This is a genomic window from Enterobacter sp. KBR-315C3_2022 (assembly GCF_041399425.1).
Classification (GTDB): domain Bacteria; phylum Pseudomonadota; class Gammaproteobacteria; order Enterobacterales; family Enterobacteriaceae; genus Enterobacter.
In genome coordinates, this window is sequence record NZ_JBGKEB010000004.1 from 1 (window position 1) to 15,897 (window position 15,897).

The following is a 15,897-nucleotide window of genomic DNA, read 5'->3' on the forward strand; positions in this document are numbered from 1 at the left end:
GAACGTTGAAGACTACGACGTTGATAGGTCGGGTGTGTAAGCGCAGCGATGCGTTGAGCTAACCGATACTAATGAACCGTGAGGCTTAACCTTACAACGCCGAAGCTGTTTTGGCGGTGAGAGACGAAGAATCAAATTTCAGCCTGATACAGATTTAACAGAATTTGCCTGGCGGCTTTAGCGCGGTGGTCCCACCTGACCCCATGCCGAACTCAGAAGTGAAACGCCGTAGCGCCGATGGTAGTGTGGGGTCTCCCCATGTGAGAGTAGGGAACTGCCAGGCATCAAATTAAGCAGTAAGCCGGTGCATAAATCCGGTGGTTACAGCAGTCTTCGGTGGAGCGGTAGTTCAGTCGGTTAGAATACCTGCCTGTCACGCAGGGGGTCGCGGGTTCGAGTCCCGTCCGTTCCGCCACTTATTAAAAGCCCTGAGTTAACGCTCAGGGCTTTTTTCTTATCCGTCATACAATTATTGCTAAATTAGCAAAAATCCTCTGCGTTTCAGGCTCTTTTTCTACATAACCGAACCATAGATAATCTTCCTCATATCGCAAGCAGTATGATTAACGAGGAATAATATGGCTATCCCTGCATTTGGTCTCGGCACGTTCCGCCTGAAAGACGACGTTGTTATCGCATCTGTAAAAACTGCGCTTGAGCTAGGCTACCGCGCCATTGATACGGCACAAATCTATGAGAACGAAGCGGCCGTTGGTCAGGCAATCGAAGAAAGTGGCGTACCGCGTAACGCGCTTTTTATCACCACGAAAATTTGGATCGAGAACCTCAGCAAAGACAAGCTGATCCCAAGCCTGAAAGAGAGCCTGAAAAAACTGCGCACCGACTACGTGGATCTCACTCTTATCCACTGGCCATCACCTAATGATTCAGTTTCGGTTGAAGAGTTCATGCAGGCGCTTCTGGAAGCGAAAGAACAGGGTTTAACCCGTGAAATTGGCATATCCAACTTCACCATTCCGCTAATGGAAAGAGCAGTAGCGGCAGTAGGTGCAGCAAATATTGCCACTAACCAGGTAGAGCTATCGCCTTATCTGCAGAACCATAAAGTGGTTGAGTGGGCAAACCAGCGTGGCATTCATATTACTTCTTACATGACGTTGGCCTATGGTAAAGCGCTGAAGGACGAGGTAATCGCACGCATCGCAGATAAACACAGCGCGACGGCCGCTCAGGTCATTCTGGCATGGGCACTGGGTGAAGGTTATGCCGTGATACCATCCTCAACGAAACGCGAAAACCTGGCCAGTAACTTGATAGCAATCGAGCTTAAGCTGGATGACGACGATAAAAAGGCGATCGCTGCGCTGGATCGCAACGATCGCCTGGTGAGCCCGGAAGGGCTGGCGCCAGACTGGGATTAATATGTAACCCCCTCTGTATGCTAAAACCCTCTCACAGCTCCTTCGGGAGCTGTTTTTATATGCTCGCTCAGGAAGTCGATAAATGCGCGTATCCGCGTGCTAACGGCTCTGTCGCTGTAATATACCGCGCTAAAAGGCATCTCAACCGGCAAACGTTGTTCTGGCATCAGCTCCACCAGCTCGCCGCGGGCAATCTCCTTATCAATCATATAATCAGATAAACAGGCAATCCCATTCCCTTCCAGACACAGCTGCTTGAGCGTTTCACCACTATTGGAAGATAGCCCGCACTGAATTTCATGCAGCTGTCCATCATGACACGCAACAGGCCAGGTATTAAGTGATGAAGGCTCCGTAAAGCCGAGGCAGAGATGCTGCTTGAGTTCTTCCACCGTCGCTGGTTTGCCAAACTGAGCAATATAGTGCGGAGATGCGATGATCTTCCGATAGCTGGTAAAAAGCGGGCGGGCGCGCAGGCTGGAGTCTGTTAATGTTCCAGCCCTAATTGCCACGTCGACCTTTCTTTCAATCAAATTAATGAATGTCTCAGACGAAACCAGCGAGAGCGTCATCTCAGGATAGCGTTCGCGGAAGGGTTTAATCAGCGGCATCAGAAAATGCAAAACGACAGGCGTTGCCGCATCGATTCGCAGAAGACCACGCGGCGTGCTGCGCGATTCAATAATTTCGGTTTCGGCAGCGGCCATCTCCTGCAGGACCGATTGTACTCGTCGGAAATAGCGCTCGCCTTCTTCCGTCAAGCTCAACTGGCGCGTTGTTCTGTTGAGTAAACTCACGCCCAGCTTCGATTCCAGCTTTTTCACCGAGCGGCTGACAGCCGAATTAGCCTGTCCCAGCTGTTCCGCCGCGCGGCTAAAACTGCCGCTTTCGACAACGGCGACAAAGATCGTCAGCTCTTCCGACGTCGCTTTCATTATTGCACCACCCGCAAAATTAAATTGATATTTTGACCATTTTTGTTATTTAAGCACCGGCGCATACTGCCTGTCATCTTAATTCTGAATACGGAGTATGTTATGCCACTGGCGCTACTGGCCCTGACAATCAGTGCCTTTGCAATCGGCACGACCGAATTTGTGATCGTAGGCCTTGTTCCGACGATTGCCGATCGGCTTGCCATCTCTTTGCCCTCTGCCGGGCTTTTAGTCTCTATCTACGCGCTAGGCGTTGCCATTGGCGCCCCCGTGCTGACGGCGCTGACCGGGCGCTTTCCGCGCAAACAGCTGCTGCTTGCTCTGATGGTGTTATTTACTGCCGGGAATATCCTTGCATGGCGGGCTCCCGACTACACCACGCTGGTCATCGCGCGGCTGTTAACCGGTCTTGCTCACGGCGTTTTCTTCTCTATAGGATCAACCATTGCAACGAGTCTGGTGCCGAAGGAGAAGGCCGCATCGGCCATCGCGATTATGTTTGGCGGTCTTACCGTTGCGCTGGTGACCGGCGTACCGCTCGGCACCTTTATTGGTCAGCATTTTGGCTGGCGCGAGACGTTTCTTGCGGTATCTTTGCTGGGCGTCATTGCGCTCGTGGCGAGTGTGCTACTGGTGCCATCAGATATACCAAGCCGCACGAGCGCCAGCCTCAAGGAACAGCTCAACGTGCTGACTCATCCACGCCTGCTGCTCATCTACGCGGTTACGGCCCTTGGATACGGCGGCGTGTTCACGGCTTTCACCTTCCTGGCTCCAATGATGCAGGATCTCGCTGGCTTCTCCCCGAGTGCGGTGAGCTGGATCCTGCTGGGATACGGAATTTCAGTAGCGATTGGTAATATCTGGGGCGGCAAGCTGGCCGATAAGCACGGAGCGGTGCCTGCGTTGAAATTTATCTTCGCAGCGCTGGTTGTGCTGCTAACTACCTTCCAGTTCACGGCATCGATGCATTACGCCGCCCTGGTTACGATATTGCTGATGGGAATATTCGCCTTCGGAAACGTGCCTGGTCTGCAGGTTTACGTAGTGCAAAAAGCCGAGCTTTACGCGCCGAATGCGGTAGATGTTGCCTCCGGTCTTAACATTGCAGCGTTTAACATAGGTATCGCTCTGGGCTCCATTATTGGCGGGCAGACGGTAGAGCATTTCGGGCTTGCACAGACGCCGTGGATCGGCGCAGTCATCGTGCTTGTGGCGTTACTGCTGATTGGCCTGAGCGGGCGCCTCGATAAACCCGCGCGTGTCGCGCTCGTGTAACTCGCAGTAAGCGCTTGCTTACAAAACTGGAAAGCGGTTTCTCAGAAATTGCATTGAAAGTAAAACATAAAGTCCCTATAACAGTAGAACCAGTCCGTTTTCCGGGCTGGTTCATTGCTATAGAGGTCGTTTCCGAAAGTGCGAAAAAATACCTATGCCATGCGCTATGTTGCCGGATTACCCGCGGAGAGGATTTTACCTCCGGGGTCGTTTGCAAGCCTTAGCCAGGCATTACCCGCCGGCGCTCCGTTAAGCAGCGATGAAAAAATTCGCGTGCTGGTGTGGAATATTTTTAAGCAGCAGCGCGCCGACTGGTTATCCGTGCTGAAGAATTTTGGTAAAGATGCGCATCTGGTGCTGTTACAGGAGGCACAAACCACGCCTGAGCTGGTCCGGTTTGCAACGACGAACTATCTCGCAGCCGATCAGGTCCCCGCATTTGTTTTACCGCAACATCCTTCTGGTGTGATGACGCTTTCTTCCGCGCACCCGGTTTATTGCTGCCCTTTGCGCGAGCGTGAGCCGCTGCTGCGCCTGGCAAAATCCGCGCTGGTAACCGTTTATCCCTTGCCGGACAGCCGTTTGCTGATGGTGGTAAACATTCACGCGGTTAACTTCAGCCTGGGCGTGGATGTGTATAGTAAGCAGTTACTTCCCATTGGGGACCAGATTGCGCATCACAGCGGGCCAATCATCATGGCCGGCGATTTTAATGCCTGGAGCCGCCCGCGCATGAACGCGCTGTATCGCTTTGCGCGCGAAATGTCCCTGCGTGAAGTTCGCTTTACCGACGACCAGCGCAAAAAAGCGTTCGGCCGTCCTCTCGATTTTGTCTTCTACCGCGGCTTAAGCGTGCATGACGCCTCCGTACTGGTGACGCGCGCCTCCGATCACAATCCGCTACTCGTCGAATTCAGTCCCGGCAAACCTGATAAGTAATGGTGCGTCAGGTCTGCCGTGGGGCAGACCGGCTCGCGGTGCTGCCCTTTATTTTTAACCAACAAAAGGACAGTGCAATGACGACAACGACACGCTCCCATCATGACAATGTAGAAAAGCAGTTTGGCTCTCAGGCAAGCGCTTATCTTAGCAGCGCCGTGCATGCCTCCGGGCGCGACCTGGTGCGTCTTGGTGAGCGCTTATCAGCGTTTCCCCAGGCGCATCTGCTGGATTTAGGCTGCGGGGCAGGGCACGCCAGCTTTACGGCTGCGCAGCACGTAGAGCAGGTTACTGCGTATGACTTATCCAGCCAGATGCTGGACGTCGTTACAGAAGCAGCTAAAGCCAAAGGACTGAAAAACGTCGCGACGTGCCAGGGCTATGCCGAGTCATTACCCTTTGCCGATGCGTCTTTTGAGATCGTTATCAGCCGCTACTCTGCGCACCACTGGCATGATGTCGGGCAGGCGTTACGTGAGGTAAGGCGCGTACTTAAGCCAGGCGGGATCTTCATCATCATGGACGTGATGTCTCCGGGGCATCCGGTGCGCAACATCTGGCTGCAGACGGTAGAAGCGCTGCGCGACACGTCGCACGTTCAAAATTACTCAAGCGGAGAGTGGTTAACCTTTATCACCGAGGCAGGTTTGATTTCACATTCATTGGTCACGGATCGGCTGCCGCTCGAGTTCAGCTCATGGATCGCCCGCATGCGGACGCCGGACGCGTTAAGCCAGGCGATTCGTTTGTATCAGGAGAGTGCTTCGGCGGAGGTGAAGGCCTACTTTGAGCTGAAGGATGACGGCTCGTTTACCAGCGATACCATCATGGCCGAGGCGTATAAAGCGGGATAAAAGAAAAAGGCACCGAGGGGAATCGGTGCCTTTTTGCATCAGGTCGAGCGATCAGGAATCCGGCGTAGCGTTGTTTTTCACAAACAGCGTTAGCTGGTCGCCTGGCTGTAGGTTGTCAGTATCATGATTCCAGCGCATCACATCTTTAATGTTCACGCCGTGGCGTTTAGCGATACTGGAAAGCGAATCACCCTTGCGCACGCGATAAGTAATGCTGTCGCTGTTTCTGGCGAGACGCTCTGCACTGTTACCTGCACCTACCGTCAGAGTCTGACCCACTTTCAGACCAGAGCCGCGCAGATTGTTCCACTGCTGCAGATCTTTACTGTTCACGCCGAGACGTGAAGCAATGCCCGAAAGCGTATCACCCGAACGAACCTTATAACTCCGGCTGCTTACCGGTGAGGTATCGGCGATCAGCGTTGACTGAACGGCGGCAATCTCACCCGAAGCTAAAGACTCGCGTAACTGCTCAGCATGTTTCTGCGGAACCATTACATACTGCGGGCCGCTAGCCCCCAGCGTTGAGCCTTTAACACCTGCATTAAAGGTTTTAAGCTTACTAACCGACATACCCGTCATATCAGCAACCTGTTGAATATCAACCGGACTGCTGAGGCGAACGCGCGCCAGTGCACGACTTTCGTCTGGTGTTGGCAGTTGCACACCGTAGCGCTTGCTGTTCTTGAGGATGTCGCTCAAGGCCAGCATCTTGGGTACGTAGATCTTCGTTTCCTGCGGCAGTGAAAGCGACCAAAAATCGGTGGATTTTCCACGCGCTTTATTCGCTTTCATTGCCTTCATGACACGACCTTCACCGCTGTTATATGCTGCGACCGTTAACAACCAGTCACCATCAAACATCTTGTTCAGACGCTGCATCATGTCGAGAGCGGCTGTCGTTGAGGCGACAACATCGCGACGCGCATCGTAACTGCGGGTCTGTTTCAAACCATAATTGCGCCCTGTGCTCGGAATGATCTGCCAAATACCTGCGGCATTGGCGCCAGACGTTGCATGTGGGTCAAAAGCGCTCTCCACTATGGGTAGGAGTACCAGCTCCATAGGCATGTTACGTTTCTTAACTTGCCCGGCTATCCAGTACATATACGGCTCTGCCCGTAACGTTACATCGTGGAGATAGCTCTTATTTCTCAAATACTTCTGTTTCTGTTCGCGAATCCGGCTGTTTTCCGGAATTCCCATCTTTAGCTCGTCGCCAATAGAGGCCCACAAGTTCTGTTCCTGCGCGAATGTTGTCCCATCGTCCAACCATCGTGCCGAACTTGCAAACTTCCCTGCTTCCCCTTGACCAGCTGCAGAAAGGCTCTGTGCGTGCTGTTGTACGTTACTGGCGTTTTGCGCCTGGCAACCGACAAGCAGGACAGAGGCGAGTAATATCGCTTTTGCCTTCATGTGTGTGTCAATAGTTGCTTAAAAGACGAGCGATGATAACGGCGAAATTTTGAAAAGGCAACCCGCATTTATCTGAAGTTATCTTTCTTTGACCTTAACCATGCAAATCGTGCCTCTGGTTGTTGCAAATTTGTTTCTTGGTTAATTTTTTTAATTAAATCAATATCATCAGTTCGTAAAAATAAATTTATTATACGCTCATTTTTCAGAATTACGGGGAGTGTTTTTTGGTTTTTTGCGCGTAACTCCTTCACTTTCTGGTAATAATCCTGAATCGCTGGATCGTCAGGCAAGATGCTGGCGGAAAACTTCATATTCCCTAATGTATACTCATGTGCGCAACATATGACGGTTTCATCTGGCAGCGCATTAATCTTTTGTAAAGATTGATACATTTGTTCTGGTGTGCCTTCAAATAGCCTTCCGCACCCACCTGAAAATAATGTGTCGCCGCAAAACAGATAAGGTTTGCTATAGAAAGACAGATGTCCTGAAGTGTGACCTGGGGTAGCAATTGCGGAAAAATCCCACTCACGTATGTGGATAGTTTCGCCTTCTTTGACTACTTGCGTTGTACCCTTATTTTGTGTCTCGGCGGGCCCATAGACCGCAAGATGTGGAAACACAGCAAGTAAATCCGCTACGCCGCCCACGTGATCGTTATGGTGGTGCGTCAGAAGAATGGCTTCAGGTAGCCAGCCATTTTCTTTAATCGCACGTAAAACGGGGGCTGATTCGCCCGGATCGACGATGATGCAGCGTTTATCGTCGTCAACTAATACCCAGATGTAATTGTCCTGAAAGGCGGGAATACTGATAAGATTCATACATTACCTCTTACAACGTGGCGGAATTGTTGATGAAACCGGCAAGGATACCTCAGGCTGTCGCAGCACCGGAACGTTGGGCTGAATTGCCCTGGGGTGAATACTATCGCGAGGCGCTGGAGCAGCAGCTTAAGCCCTGGCTGGCAAAAATGTACGGCTTTCACCTGCTTAAGATTGGCAACCTCAGTGCAGAAATCAATACCGAAAGCTGCGCTATCTCTCACCAGGTGAATGTCTCACTCTCTGGATTACCCGTTCAGGTTGTCGCTGACCCGCTGCATTTGCCGTTTGCTGAAAAATCCGTTGATGCCTGCCTGCTCGCCCATACCTTGCCCTGGTGTAGCGATCCGCATCGTCTTCTGCGCGAAGCCGATCGGGTGCTGATTGATGACGGCTGGCTGGTGATCAGCGGCTTTAATCCTTTGAGCCTGATGGGATTACGTAAGCTGGTTCCGGGGCTGCGCCGCAAAGCGCCCTATAACAGCAGAATGTTTTCAATGATGCGCCAGCTAGACTGGCTCTCGTTGTTGAATTTTGAAGTGCTCTCCTACGGCGGTTTCCAGGTACTTCCCTGGACGCGGCAGGGCGGGGCGTTGCTCAGCACGCACTTGCCAGCATTGGGCTGCATGCAGTTTATTGTGGCGCGTAAGCGGACAATTCCTCTTACGCTTAACCCAATGAAACAGTCTAAATCGAAATCACAAATTCGTCAGACCGTTGGCGCGACGCGGCAGTATAAAAACCGCGATCAGGATTCAGGCTGGTAGCCGACGTCTTCGTGAGCAGGATTAGACGCCGCCGCCCGCGCCAGTTCGTCGCAACGTTCGTTTTCTGGGTGTCCGGCGTGGCCTTTTACCCACTCCCATTTGATTTCGTGCTGGCCTAAGGCCGCATCAAGACGCTTCCACAGGTCGACGTTCTTAACCGGCTTTTTCTCTGCGGTTTTCCAGCCGCGTTTTTTCCAGTTATGGATCCACTGCGTTATTCCCTGACGCACGTACTGGCTATCGGTACTCAGCGTAACGTCGCAGTGCTCCTTAAGCGCTTCGAGCGCGACAATCGCGGCCATCAGCTCCATGCGGTTGTTGGTCGTCAGGAAATAGCCTTCGCTAAAGGTTTTTTCGTGCTGACGATAGCGCATAATGGCGCCATAGCCACCGGGCCCTGGGTTACCCAGACAAGATCCATCGGTGAAAATTTCTACCTGTTTACGCATCTCTGGTAGACTTCCTGTATTTGAAACGATCAGTTAAACGATAAGTCTGACATAAATGACCGCTATGAGCACAGCAATAACTCGCCAGATTGTTCTCGATACCGAAACCACGGGTATGAACCAGATCGGCGCGCACTACGAAGGGCATAAGATCATTGAGATCGGTGCCGTAGAGGTGGTGAACCGCCGTCTTACGGGAAACAACTTCCATGTTTATCTCAAGCCCGATCGGCTGGTGGACCCGGAAGCCTTCGGCGTTCACGGTATTGCCGATGAGTTCTTGCTTGATAAGCCGACCTTTGCGGACGTCGCGGATGAATTTCTCGAATACATCAGAGGCGCAGAGCTCGTCATTCACAACGCGTCGTTCGATATCGGCTTTATGGACTATGAGTTCAGCAAGCTCAATCGTGATATTCCGAAGACAAATACCTTCTGTAAGGTCACGGACAGCCTGGCGCTGGCGAGGAAGATGTTCCCCGGCAAGCGTAACAGCCTCGATGCGCTTTGCTCGCGCTATGAAATAGACAACACCAAGCGAACGCTGCACGGCGCGCTGCTCGATGCCCAGATACTGGCAGATGTCTATCTGACCATGACCGGCGGGCAAACGTCGATGAAATTCAGCACCGAGAATGAATCGCAGCAGACGCAGGGTGAGGCGGGCATTCAGCGCATTGTCCGTCAGGCCAGCCGTCTGCGGGTGGTTTTGGCCAGCGATGCCGAGCTGCTCGACCATGAATCGCGTCTGGACCTCGTGCAGAAGAAGGGCGGAAGCTGCATGTGGCGCGCGTAAAGTGTGTATAAATGCGTGTAAAATCACCGTTTGGGTGATTTTTACAGCAAACGATTCAAAACGTGAGAAAAAGCGTTGACGAGTTCAGAGGCAGACCGTAATATTCGCCTCGTTCCCCAAACGGGAACAGTGGAGCGGTAGTTCAGTCGGTTAGAATACCTGCCTGTCACGCAGGGGGTCGCGGGTTCGAGTCCCGTCCGTTCCGCCACTATTCAGAAGGCCTGAATCAGAAATGATTCAGGCCTTCGTCATTTCTACAGCTTATAAACCTCACGTCACGTACATGCCGGGCAAGACGCAAGCGCCGCCCGGCTTCTGATTAGCCGATGTTAAACGGGTCGGCATCCTGCCAGGCCGGGAATTTCTCCCGATACTCTCTCAGCGCCGTCAGCGACAGCTCCGCATCTATTCGCGTGGCCTGATGCGGTTCGGCGGTGGCGATAATCTCTCCCTGCGGATTTATCACCCGGCTGTCGCCGCGATAGTGATGCCCATTGCCGTCGGTCCCGACGCGGTTACAGCCCACCACGTACGCCTGATTTTCAATGGCGCGCGCCACCAGCAGCGCCTGCCAGTGCAGCGAGCGCGGGGCAGGCCAGTTGGCGACGTACAGCGCCAGATCGTAGTCGTTGCGGTTGCGCGACCAGACCGGGAAGCGCAGGTCATAGCAGACCAGCGGCAGGATGCGCCAGCCGCGCCACTCAAAGACGATGCGTTCGTTACCCGCTTCATAATGATGATGCTCGTCGGCCATGCGGAAGAGGTGGCGCTTGTCGTAAAAGTGCACTTTCCCTTCCGGCTCGGCCAGCAGGAACCGGTTGACCGGCCCGCGCTCGGTTTGCAGCGCGGCGCTGCCGGCTATCAGCGCGTTTGTCTGCTGCGCTTTGGCATGCATCCAGGCGACAACCTCTTCCTGTGGCATCGACTTTTTAGCGGCTTCCATCGCGAAACCGGTGGTGAACATCTCCGGCAGAACAATCACATCGCGCCCGGTAATCCCTTCCAGCTGACGATCGAAGTGGCGCAGGTTGGCAGGGCCGTCCATCCACGCTAAAGGCTGTTGCAAAATCGAAATCTTTAAGCCAGGCACAATACAGACTCCTAAAACGATCGCTTTTTCACACTGTAGCACGACATAAACAGAATGGGAGGCAATAAAAAACCCCGCGCTGGGCGGGGTTTGTGGAGGCGAAGCGCGCTACGCGGCTTCAGGTTTGCGCTGCTTCTCCGGGAGCTTTACCGGCTGCGTCGCCAGCTCGTCCGGTTCAAAATCATCCACGTTAATGCTGCGCAGGCGGCTCTCTTCGGCTTTCACCAGAACAGCCGCTTCATCCTGATTAATGATGCCGCCAGACAGAGCCTGTTTCGCCAGTTCATCCAGGCGGGTAAACGGCAGGTTTTTGCCCAACTGCTTGCAAATCTTCTGATGAATCGGGTCGGCGGCCATCACGTCGCGCAGCGCCTCTTCCAGCAGGCCCACCGGATTATGCTCGGTTGGTTCCAGATACTGACCGCGGCCAATGCGTGAACGCGTTGCGCTCGGTATCTGCAGGATCTTCGCGACTTTGTGATCCAGCCTGTCAGACGGTGCCAGATAGTGACGGCCGGTCGGGAAGATCGTTGCGCGCAACACGCCTGCCACAAAGCGGTTCGGGAAGTTCGCCAGCAGATCGTCAATCGCCTGTTCTGCCTGATACAGCGCGTCCTGAACGCCCCAATGCACCAGCGGCAGATCCGCTTCCTGTCGGCCTTCGTCGTCGTAGCGCTTGAGCACCGCCGAGGCCAGGAAGATCTGGCTCAGCACATCGCCCAGACGGGCAGAGATACGCTCGCGACGCTTCAGGCTGCCGCCCAGCACGGCCATAGAAACGTCAGACAGCAGGGCCAGGTTGGCGCTCAGACGGTTCAGGTGCTGGTAGTAACGTTTAGTCGCATCGCCGGTTGGGGTCGCGCTGGTTAGCCCGCGCGTCAGGCCCAGCCAGAAGCTGCGCACCTTGTTGCTGCCCACGTGCCCGATATGTTTAAACAGCAGCTTATCGAAGGCGTTCACGTCGTTATTCTGCGCGGCGGCCATCTCTTCAAGCACGTATGGATGGCAGCGGATGGCGCCCTGGCCGAAGATCATCATGCTGCGCGTCAGGATGTTTGCCCCTTCAACGGTAATGGCAATCGGTGAGCCTTGGTAGCCGCGCGCCAGGAAGTTGCCTTCGCCAAGCATAATGCCTTTACCGCCCGCGATATCCATCGCGTCAATGATTGACTGCTGCGCGCGGTGGGTACAGTGGTACTTCACAATCGCCGACAGCACGGCCGGCTTCTCGCCGAGCATAATGCCGTAGGTAATCAACGATGCGGCGGCGTCCATCACGTAGGCGTTGCCCGCAATGCGCGCCAGCGGCTCCTCGATCCCTTCCATCTTGCCGATGGAGATTTTGAACTGACGGCGGATATACGCGTAGGCGCCAATTCCCATCGCCACGGACTTCAGGCCACCGGTAGAGTTCGACGGCAGGGTTATGCCGCGGCCAACCGACAGACACTCCACCAGCATGCGCCAGCCCTGACCGGCCATTTTCGGACCGCCGATGATGTAGTCAATCGGCACAAAGATGTCCTGACCGCGGGTAGGGCCGTTCTGGAACGGCACGTTGAGCGGGAAGTGGCGACGACCAATTTCAACGCCCGGCGTTGAGGTTGGGATCAGCGCGCAGGTAATGCCCAGATCTTCTTCGCCGCCCAGCAGTTTTTCCGGGTCGGAGAGCTTAAACGCCAGGCCCAGCACGGTCGCGATAGGGGCGAGCGTAATGTAACGTTTGTTCCAGGTCAGGCGCATGCCGAGCACCTGCTGTCCCTGCCATTCGCCCATGCACACCACGCCGGTATCCGGAATCGCGCCCGCATCGGAGCCTGCTTCCGGGCTGGTCAGCGCGAAGCACGGAATTTCCTGACCGCGCGCCAGGCGCGGCAGGTAGTGATCTTTCTGTTCTTCAGTACCGTAGTGCTGGAGCAGTTCGCCCGGGCCTAACGAGTTAGGCACGCCAACGGTAATGGCCAGGATGCCCGACACGCCTGCCAGCTTCTGCAGCACGCGAGCCTGGGCATAAGCGGAAAATTCAAGTCCGCCGTACTCTTTCTTAATGATCATCGCGAAGAAGCGATGCTCTTTCAGGTAAGCCCACAGCTCCGGCGGCAGGTCGGCCATTTCGTGGGTGATGGCGAAGTCGTTTGCCATGCGGCATGCTTCCTCCACCGGGCCGTCAATAAAGGCCTGTTCTTCTGCGGTCAGGCGCGGCTGCGGGTAGTTATGCAGCTTTTTCCAGTCCGGGTTGCCCTGGAACAGATCGCCTTCCCACCAGGTCGTGCCCGCATCGATCGCTTCTTTCTCCGTGCGCGACATTGGCGGCATTACTTTACGGAACCCTTTGAACACCGGCGCGGAGATCATCGACTTACGCATCGGCGCAAGATTCAGCGGCAGAAGAATGAGGGCCAGCGGAACCAATACCCAGATATTCCAAAGACCTGCGACGCCAAGCGCAGCCGTCCAGGCCAGAAGTATCAGGCTGCTCAGGAATAAACTTACGCGGTGATAGAACAGCACACCGATGAGAATAACGGTTGCGATAATGCTCAAAATCATCATAAAGAAAAGCTCCCTTGCTTGTAGGAGGTCTGACCACTTGTGATGATATGGTTGTAGTTGATGTCATTTTCTTTAGCAATGTGTTTACAAGATAATTACAACCTGGTTCACATTGTTCGCGTCAATACGGGCACGAAAAATCAAAACGCCCGATGAATCGTATGGCTTAAGCTTCTCGCTTTTAACGCTATCCGGTACACTCCACTGTGTTATTTCATCAATACTGAAGGATTATCCTCATGTACCAGGATCTTATTCGTAACGAACTGAACGAAGCGGCGGAAACGCTGGCTAACTTTCTGAAAGATGATGCCAATATCCACGCCATTCAGCGCGCGGCGGTTCTGCTGGCGGACAGCTTCAAAGCGGGTGGTAAAGTGCTCTCCTGCGGTAACGGTGGTTCCCACTGTGACGCCATGCACTTCGCGGAAGAGCTGACCGGGCGCTATCGTGAAAACCGTCCGGGCTACCCGGCGATTGCGATTTCTGACGTGAGCCACATCTCCTGCGTGAGCAACGACTTTGGTTACGACTATGTCTTCTCTCGCTACGTGGAAGCAGTGGGCCGTGAAGGCGATGTGCTGCTGGGTATTTCTACCTCCGGTAACTCCGCTAACGTGATCAAAGCGATTGCCGCCGCGCGTGAGAAAGGAATGAAAGTCATCACGCTGACCGGTAAAGACGGCGGTAAAATGGACGGCACGGCGGATATTGAGATCCGTGTTCCGCACTTTGGCTACGCCGATCGTATTCAGGAAATTCACATTAAAGTGATCCATATCCTGATCCAGCTGATCGAAAAAGAGATGGTCAAGTAAGACTTCGCTGGGGGGCGCTTGTGACCCCCCGCTGTTGTGGAGGTAACGTATGTGCGAACTGCTCGGGATGAGCGCCAATGTGCCAACCGATATCTGCTTTAGTTTTACCGGGCTGGTTCAGCGCGGTGGGGGAACCGGGCCGCATAAAGACGGCTGGGGCATCACCTTCTACGAAGGCAAAGGCTGTCGCACGTTCAAAGATCCGCAACCCAGCTTCAACTCGCCAATTGCCAAACTGGTGCAGGATTATCCTATTAAGTCCCGCTCGGTGATCGCCCATATCCGTCAGGCAAACCGCGGCGAAGTGGCGCTGGAAAACACCCATCCCTTTACCCGCGAGCTGTGGGGACGTAACTGGACCTACGCGCACAACGGCCAGCTCACGGGCTATAAATCCCTCGAGACCGGGAATTTCCGCCCGGTCGGCGAAACCGACAGTGAAAAAGCCTTTTGCTGGCTGCTGCACAAGCTGACCGAGCGTTACCCGCGAACGCCCGGCAATATGGCCGCCGTGTTCAAATACATCGCGTCGCTGGCGTCTGAGCTGCGCGAGAAGGGCGTATTTAACATGCTCTTATCGGACGGGCGCTACGTTATGGCGTTCTGCTCCACGAATTTATTCTGGATCACCCGACGCGCGCCCTTTGGCGTGGCGACGCTGCTCGACCAGGATGTGGAAATAGACTTTCAGAAAGAGACCACACCAAACGATGTGGTCACCGTGATTGCGACGCAGCCGCTGACGGGCAACGAAACCTGGCAAAAGATTATGCCAGGCGAGTGGGTACTATTTTGCCTCGGGGACCGCGTAATTTGACGCCAGCTGCGGCTGAACGACTTCGTGGCTCAGCGGCTTGCTGACCACGTAGCGGCCACCAACGATAGAGATAACGGGTGGCTTGTGGGTCTGCTCAAAGTAGTCGTAGCCCGGCTTCAGCTGTTTCCAGAAATCGGCATAGTAAGAGTACTTATGGCGCGCCATGTTGGCATCGGTCATGCGGAACGGATAGATGCTGACCTGAACGTTAGGCTGACCAAACACCAGCGCGCCCGTCACAAACTGGAAAATCTCATCAATACCGGTATCCGTCATCGCATAACAGCCGACGGACACGCAGGCACCGTGAATCATCAGGTATTTACCTTCATAACCGTGCGCGCGGTCGTAGGCATTTGGAAAGCCGATATTGATCGCTTTATAGAAGCGGCTGTCAGGTTTTAGCTGATTACGCTGAACGTTGTAAAACCCCTCCGGACTTTTAAAATCGCCCTGACGCTGTTTCGGCCCCAGGCCGCCGGAGTAGTTACAAATTTTGTAGCTATCAAGTAGCTGGTATGTCTCGCCCATTTTCACAAACAGATCGAGGGTGCGCTCTTCCTTGTAGATTTGAATATAAACCGGTGATCCCATTAACTGCTGCTTATATTCTTTGCTGATGGGTGTGGTGGAGCTGTTGCTGCTGAGCAGCCCGGCAAACGACACACACGGAATCAGAAGCATCGCAATGAATAATGCGATTTTACGCATACTACGAGTTCCTTGATAAAACTATGACCAACTTGCCAGAACGGCAAAAAGAGACCCGAAATCAGAAAACTCTGGACAGGCGCGCTCACATTAGCACCGCTATAGATTTTCGCAATAGCGAAGCTGCGAGTTTACACATTTGTTTTACGCTACAAACATTGTAAAAGACGTTGACCTCAGAAACTTTGCGTAACGGCTCGCAGTTTGGCGTCCTGGACGGCAGATTCGCTGCCGCCGACGCGTGAGATGCTGTTACAATCCGTCT

At 53.9% G+C, this 15,897-nt stretch carries 15 protein-coding genes, 2 tRNA genes and 2 rRNA genes; 12 read left to right on the forward strand and 7 right to left on the reverse strand.

Annotated features, from left to right (window positions below):
• From AB8804_RS05890 to dkgB, 4 genes are all read left to right on the forward strand, one after another.
• Positions 1-93 (forward strand): 23S ribosomal RNA (locus tag AB8804_RS05890); the annotation flags it as partial.
• Positions 94-167: 74 nt separating this feature from the next.
• Positions 168-283 (forward strand): 5S ribosomal RNA (rrf, locus tag AB8804_RS05895).
• Between the two features lie 55 nt (positions 284-338).
• A tRNA-Asp gene (locus AB8804_RS05900) sits at positions 339-415 on the forward strand.
• 163 nt (positions 416-578) lie between these two features.
• Positions 579-1,382, forward strand: coding sequence for a 2,5-didehydrogluconate reductase DkgB (gene dkgB / locus AB8804_RS05905; RefSeq protein WP_371184099.1), 804 nt, complete (start codon positions 579-581; stop codon positions 1,380-1,382).
• A 20-nt stretch (positions 1,383-1,402) separates the two neighbouring features.
• Here the strand turns inward: dkgB and yafC are convergent, their stop codons facing one another.
• The gene (yafC, locus tag AB8804_RS05910; protein WP_371184101.1) at positions 1,403-2,317 is read right to left on the reverse strand and encodes a DNA-binding transcriptional regulator YafC; all 915 of its coding nucleotides are present in this window, start codon (positions 2,315-2,317) and stop codon (positions 1,403-1,405) included.
• Between the two features lie 102 nt (positions 2,318-2,419).
• Here yafC and AB8804_RS05915 point away from each other — a divergent pair, with 102 nt between their 5' ends.
• From AB8804_RS05915 to AB8804_RS05925, 3 genes are all read left to right on the forward strand, one after another.
• Positions 2,420-3,595: an MFS transporter gene (locus AB8804_RS05915; protein ID WP_371184103.1), complete on the forward strand. Its 1,176-nt coding sequence runs from the start codon at positions 2,420-2,422 to the stop codon at positions 3,593-3,595.
• A 138-nt stretch (positions 3,596-3,733) separates the two neighbouring features.
• Positions 3,734-4,534, forward strand: coding sequence for an endonuclease/exonuclease/phosphatase family protein (locus tag AB8804_RS05920; protein ID WP_297118378.1), 801 nt, complete (start codon positions 3,734-3,736; stop codon positions 4,532-4,534).
• A gap of 77 nt (positions 4,535-4,611) precedes the next feature.
• Complete coding sequence (locus tag AB8804_RS05925) at positions 4,612-5,388, forward strand: class I SAM-dependent methyltransferase (RefSeq protein WP_371184105.1); 777 nt, start codon at positions 4,612-4,614, stop codon at positions 5,386-5,388.
• A 51-nt stretch (positions 5,389-5,439) separates the two neighbouring features.
• Here the strand turns inward: AB8804_RS05925 and mltD are convergent, their stop codons facing one another.
• Both mltD and gloB read right to left on the reverse strand, forming a co-directional pair.
• Entirely contained in the window at positions 5,440-6,804 is a 1,365-nt protein-coding gene (gene mltD / locus AB8804_RS05930; RefSeq protein ID WP_371184107.1) for a murein transglycosylase D, read from the reverse strand.
• Positions 6,805-6,872: 68 nt separating this feature from the next.
• Positions 6,873-7,631: a hydroxyacylglutathione hydrolase gene (gene gloB, locus AB8804_RS05935; RefSeq protein ID WP_371184109.1), complete on the reverse strand. Its 759-nt coding sequence runs from the start codon at positions 7,629-7,631 to the stop codon at positions 6,873-6,875.
• A 32-nt stretch (positions 7,632-7,663) separates the two neighbouring features.
• On the opposite strand from gloB, the gene AB8804_RS05940 reads away from it, so the two are divergent.
• A complete protein-coding gene (locus tag AB8804_RS05940; RefSeq protein ID WP_371184111.1) occupies positions 7,664-8,398 on the forward strand; it encodes a class I SAM-dependent methyltransferase in 735 nt (244 codons plus the stop codon).
• Here AB8804_RS05940 and rnhA read toward each other — a convergent pair.
• On the reverse strand, positions 8,380-8,847 hold the full coding sequence (rnhA, locus tag AB8804_RS05945; protein ID WP_112011167.1) for a ribonuclease HI: 468 nt from the start codon (positions 8,845-8,847) through the stop codon (positions 8,380-8,382). The two genes, AB8804_RS05940 and rnhA, sit on opposite strands and share 19 nt — an antisense overlap.
• A 64-nt stretch (positions 8,848-8,911) precedes the next feature.
• Here rnhA and dnaQ point away from each other — a divergent pair, with 64 nt between their 5' ends.
• Positions 8,912-9,643 carry a DNA polymerase III subunit epsilon gene (dnaQ, locus tag AB8804_RS05950; RefSeq protein ID WP_371184113.1) on the forward strand — a complete coding sequence of 244 codons (732 nt, stop codon included), beginning with the start codon at positions 8,912-8,914 and terminating at the stop codon, positions 9,641-9,643.
• A gap of 131 nt (positions 9,644-9,774) precedes the next feature.
• Positions 9,775-9,851, forward strand: a tRNA-Asp gene (locus AB8804_RS05955).
• Between the two features lie 111 nt (positions 9,852-9,962).
• Here AB8804_RS05955 and AB8804_RS05960 read toward each other — a convergent pair.
• On the reverse strand, positions 9,963-10,733 hold the full coding sequence (locus AB8804_RS05960) for an amidohydrolase (protein WP_371184116.1): 771 nt from the start codon (positions 10,731-10,733) through the stop codon (positions 9,963-9,965).
• Between the two features lie 108 nt (positions 10,734-10,841).
• Positions 10,842-13,286, reverse strand: coding sequence for an acyl-CoA dehydrogenase FadE (fadE, locus tag AB8804_RS05965; RefSeq protein WP_371184118.1), 2,445 nt, complete (start codon positions 13,284-13,286; stop codon positions 10,842-10,844).
• Between the two features lie 239 nt (positions 13,287-13,525).
• Here fadE and lpcA point away from each other — a divergent pair, with 239 nt between their 5' ends.
• Positions 13,526-14,104: a D-sedoheptulose 7-phosphate isomerase gene (gene lpcA / locus AB8804_RS05970; RefSeq protein WP_152083550.1), complete on the forward strand. Its 579-nt coding sequence runs from the start codon at positions 13,526-13,528 to the stop codon at positions 14,102-14,104.
• A gap of 49 nt (positions 14,105-14,153) precedes the next feature.
• Complete coding sequence (locus tag AB8804_RS05975) at positions 14,154-14,921, forward strand: class II glutamine amidotransferase (protein ID WP_112011172.1); 768 nt, start codon at positions 14,154-14,156, stop codon at positions 14,919-14,921.
• Here AB8804_RS05975 and dpaA read toward each other — a convergent pair.
• Complete coding sequence (dpaA, locus tag AB8804_RS05980) at positions 14,892-15,632, reverse strand: peptidoglycan meso-diaminopimelic acid protein amidase (RefSeq protein WP_371184121.1); 741 nt, start codon at positions 15,630-15,632, stop codon at positions 14,892-14,894. The two genes, AB8804_RS05975 and dpaA, sit on opposite strands and share 30 nt — an antisense overlap.
• Between the last annotated feature and the right edge of the window lie 265 nt (positions 15,633-15,897).

Coding starts and splice junctions, on each gene's coding strand:
- dkgB (WP_371184099.1), top strand. CDS start 579: ATGGCTATCCCTGCATTTGGTCTCGGCACGTTCCGCCTGAAAGACGAC.
- yafC (WP_371184101.1), bottom strand. CDS start 2,317: ATGAAAGCGACGTCGGAAGAGCTGACGATCTTTGTCGCCGTTGTCGAA.
- AB8804_RS05915 (WP_371184103.1), top strand. CDS start 2,420: ATGCCACTGGCGCTACTGGCCCTGACAATCAGTGCCTTTGCAATCGGC.
- AB8804_RS05925 (WP_371184105.1), top strand. CDS start 4,612: ATGACGACAACGACACGCTCCCATCATGACAATGTAGAAAAGCAGTTT.
- mltD (WP_371184107.1), bottom strand. CDS start 6,804: ATGAAGGCAAAAGCGATATTACTCGCCTCTGTCCTGCTTGTCGGTTGC.
- gloB (WP_371184109.1), bottom strand. CDS start 7,631: ATGAATCTTATCAGTATTCCCGCCTTTCAGGACAATTACATCTGGGTA.
- AB8804_RS05940 (WP_371184111.1), top strand. CDS start 7,664: ATGAAACCGGCAAGGATACCTCAGGCTGTCGCAGCACCGGAACGTTGG.
- rnhA (WP_112011167.1), bottom strand. CDS start 8,847: ATGCGTAAACAGGTAGAAATTTTCACCGATGGATCTTGTCTGGGTAAC.
- dnaQ (WP_371184113.1), top strand. CDS start 8,912: ATGAGCACAGCAATAACTCGCCAGATTGTTCTCGATACCGAAACCACG.
- fadE (WP_371184118.1), bottom strand. CDS start 13,286: ATGATGATTTTGAGCATTATCGCAACCGTTATTCTCATCGGTGTGCTG.
- lpcA (WP_152083550.1), top strand. CDS start 13,526: ATGTACCAGGATCTTATTCGTAACGAACTGAACGAAGCGGCGGAAACG.
- AB8804_RS05975 (WP_112011172.1), top strand. CDS start 14,154: ATGTGCGAACTGCTCGGGATGAGCGCCAATGTGCCAACCGATATCTGC.
- dpaA (WP_371184121.1), bottom strand. CDS start 15,632: ATGCGTAAAATCGCATTATTCATTGCGATGCTTCTGATTCCGTGTGTG.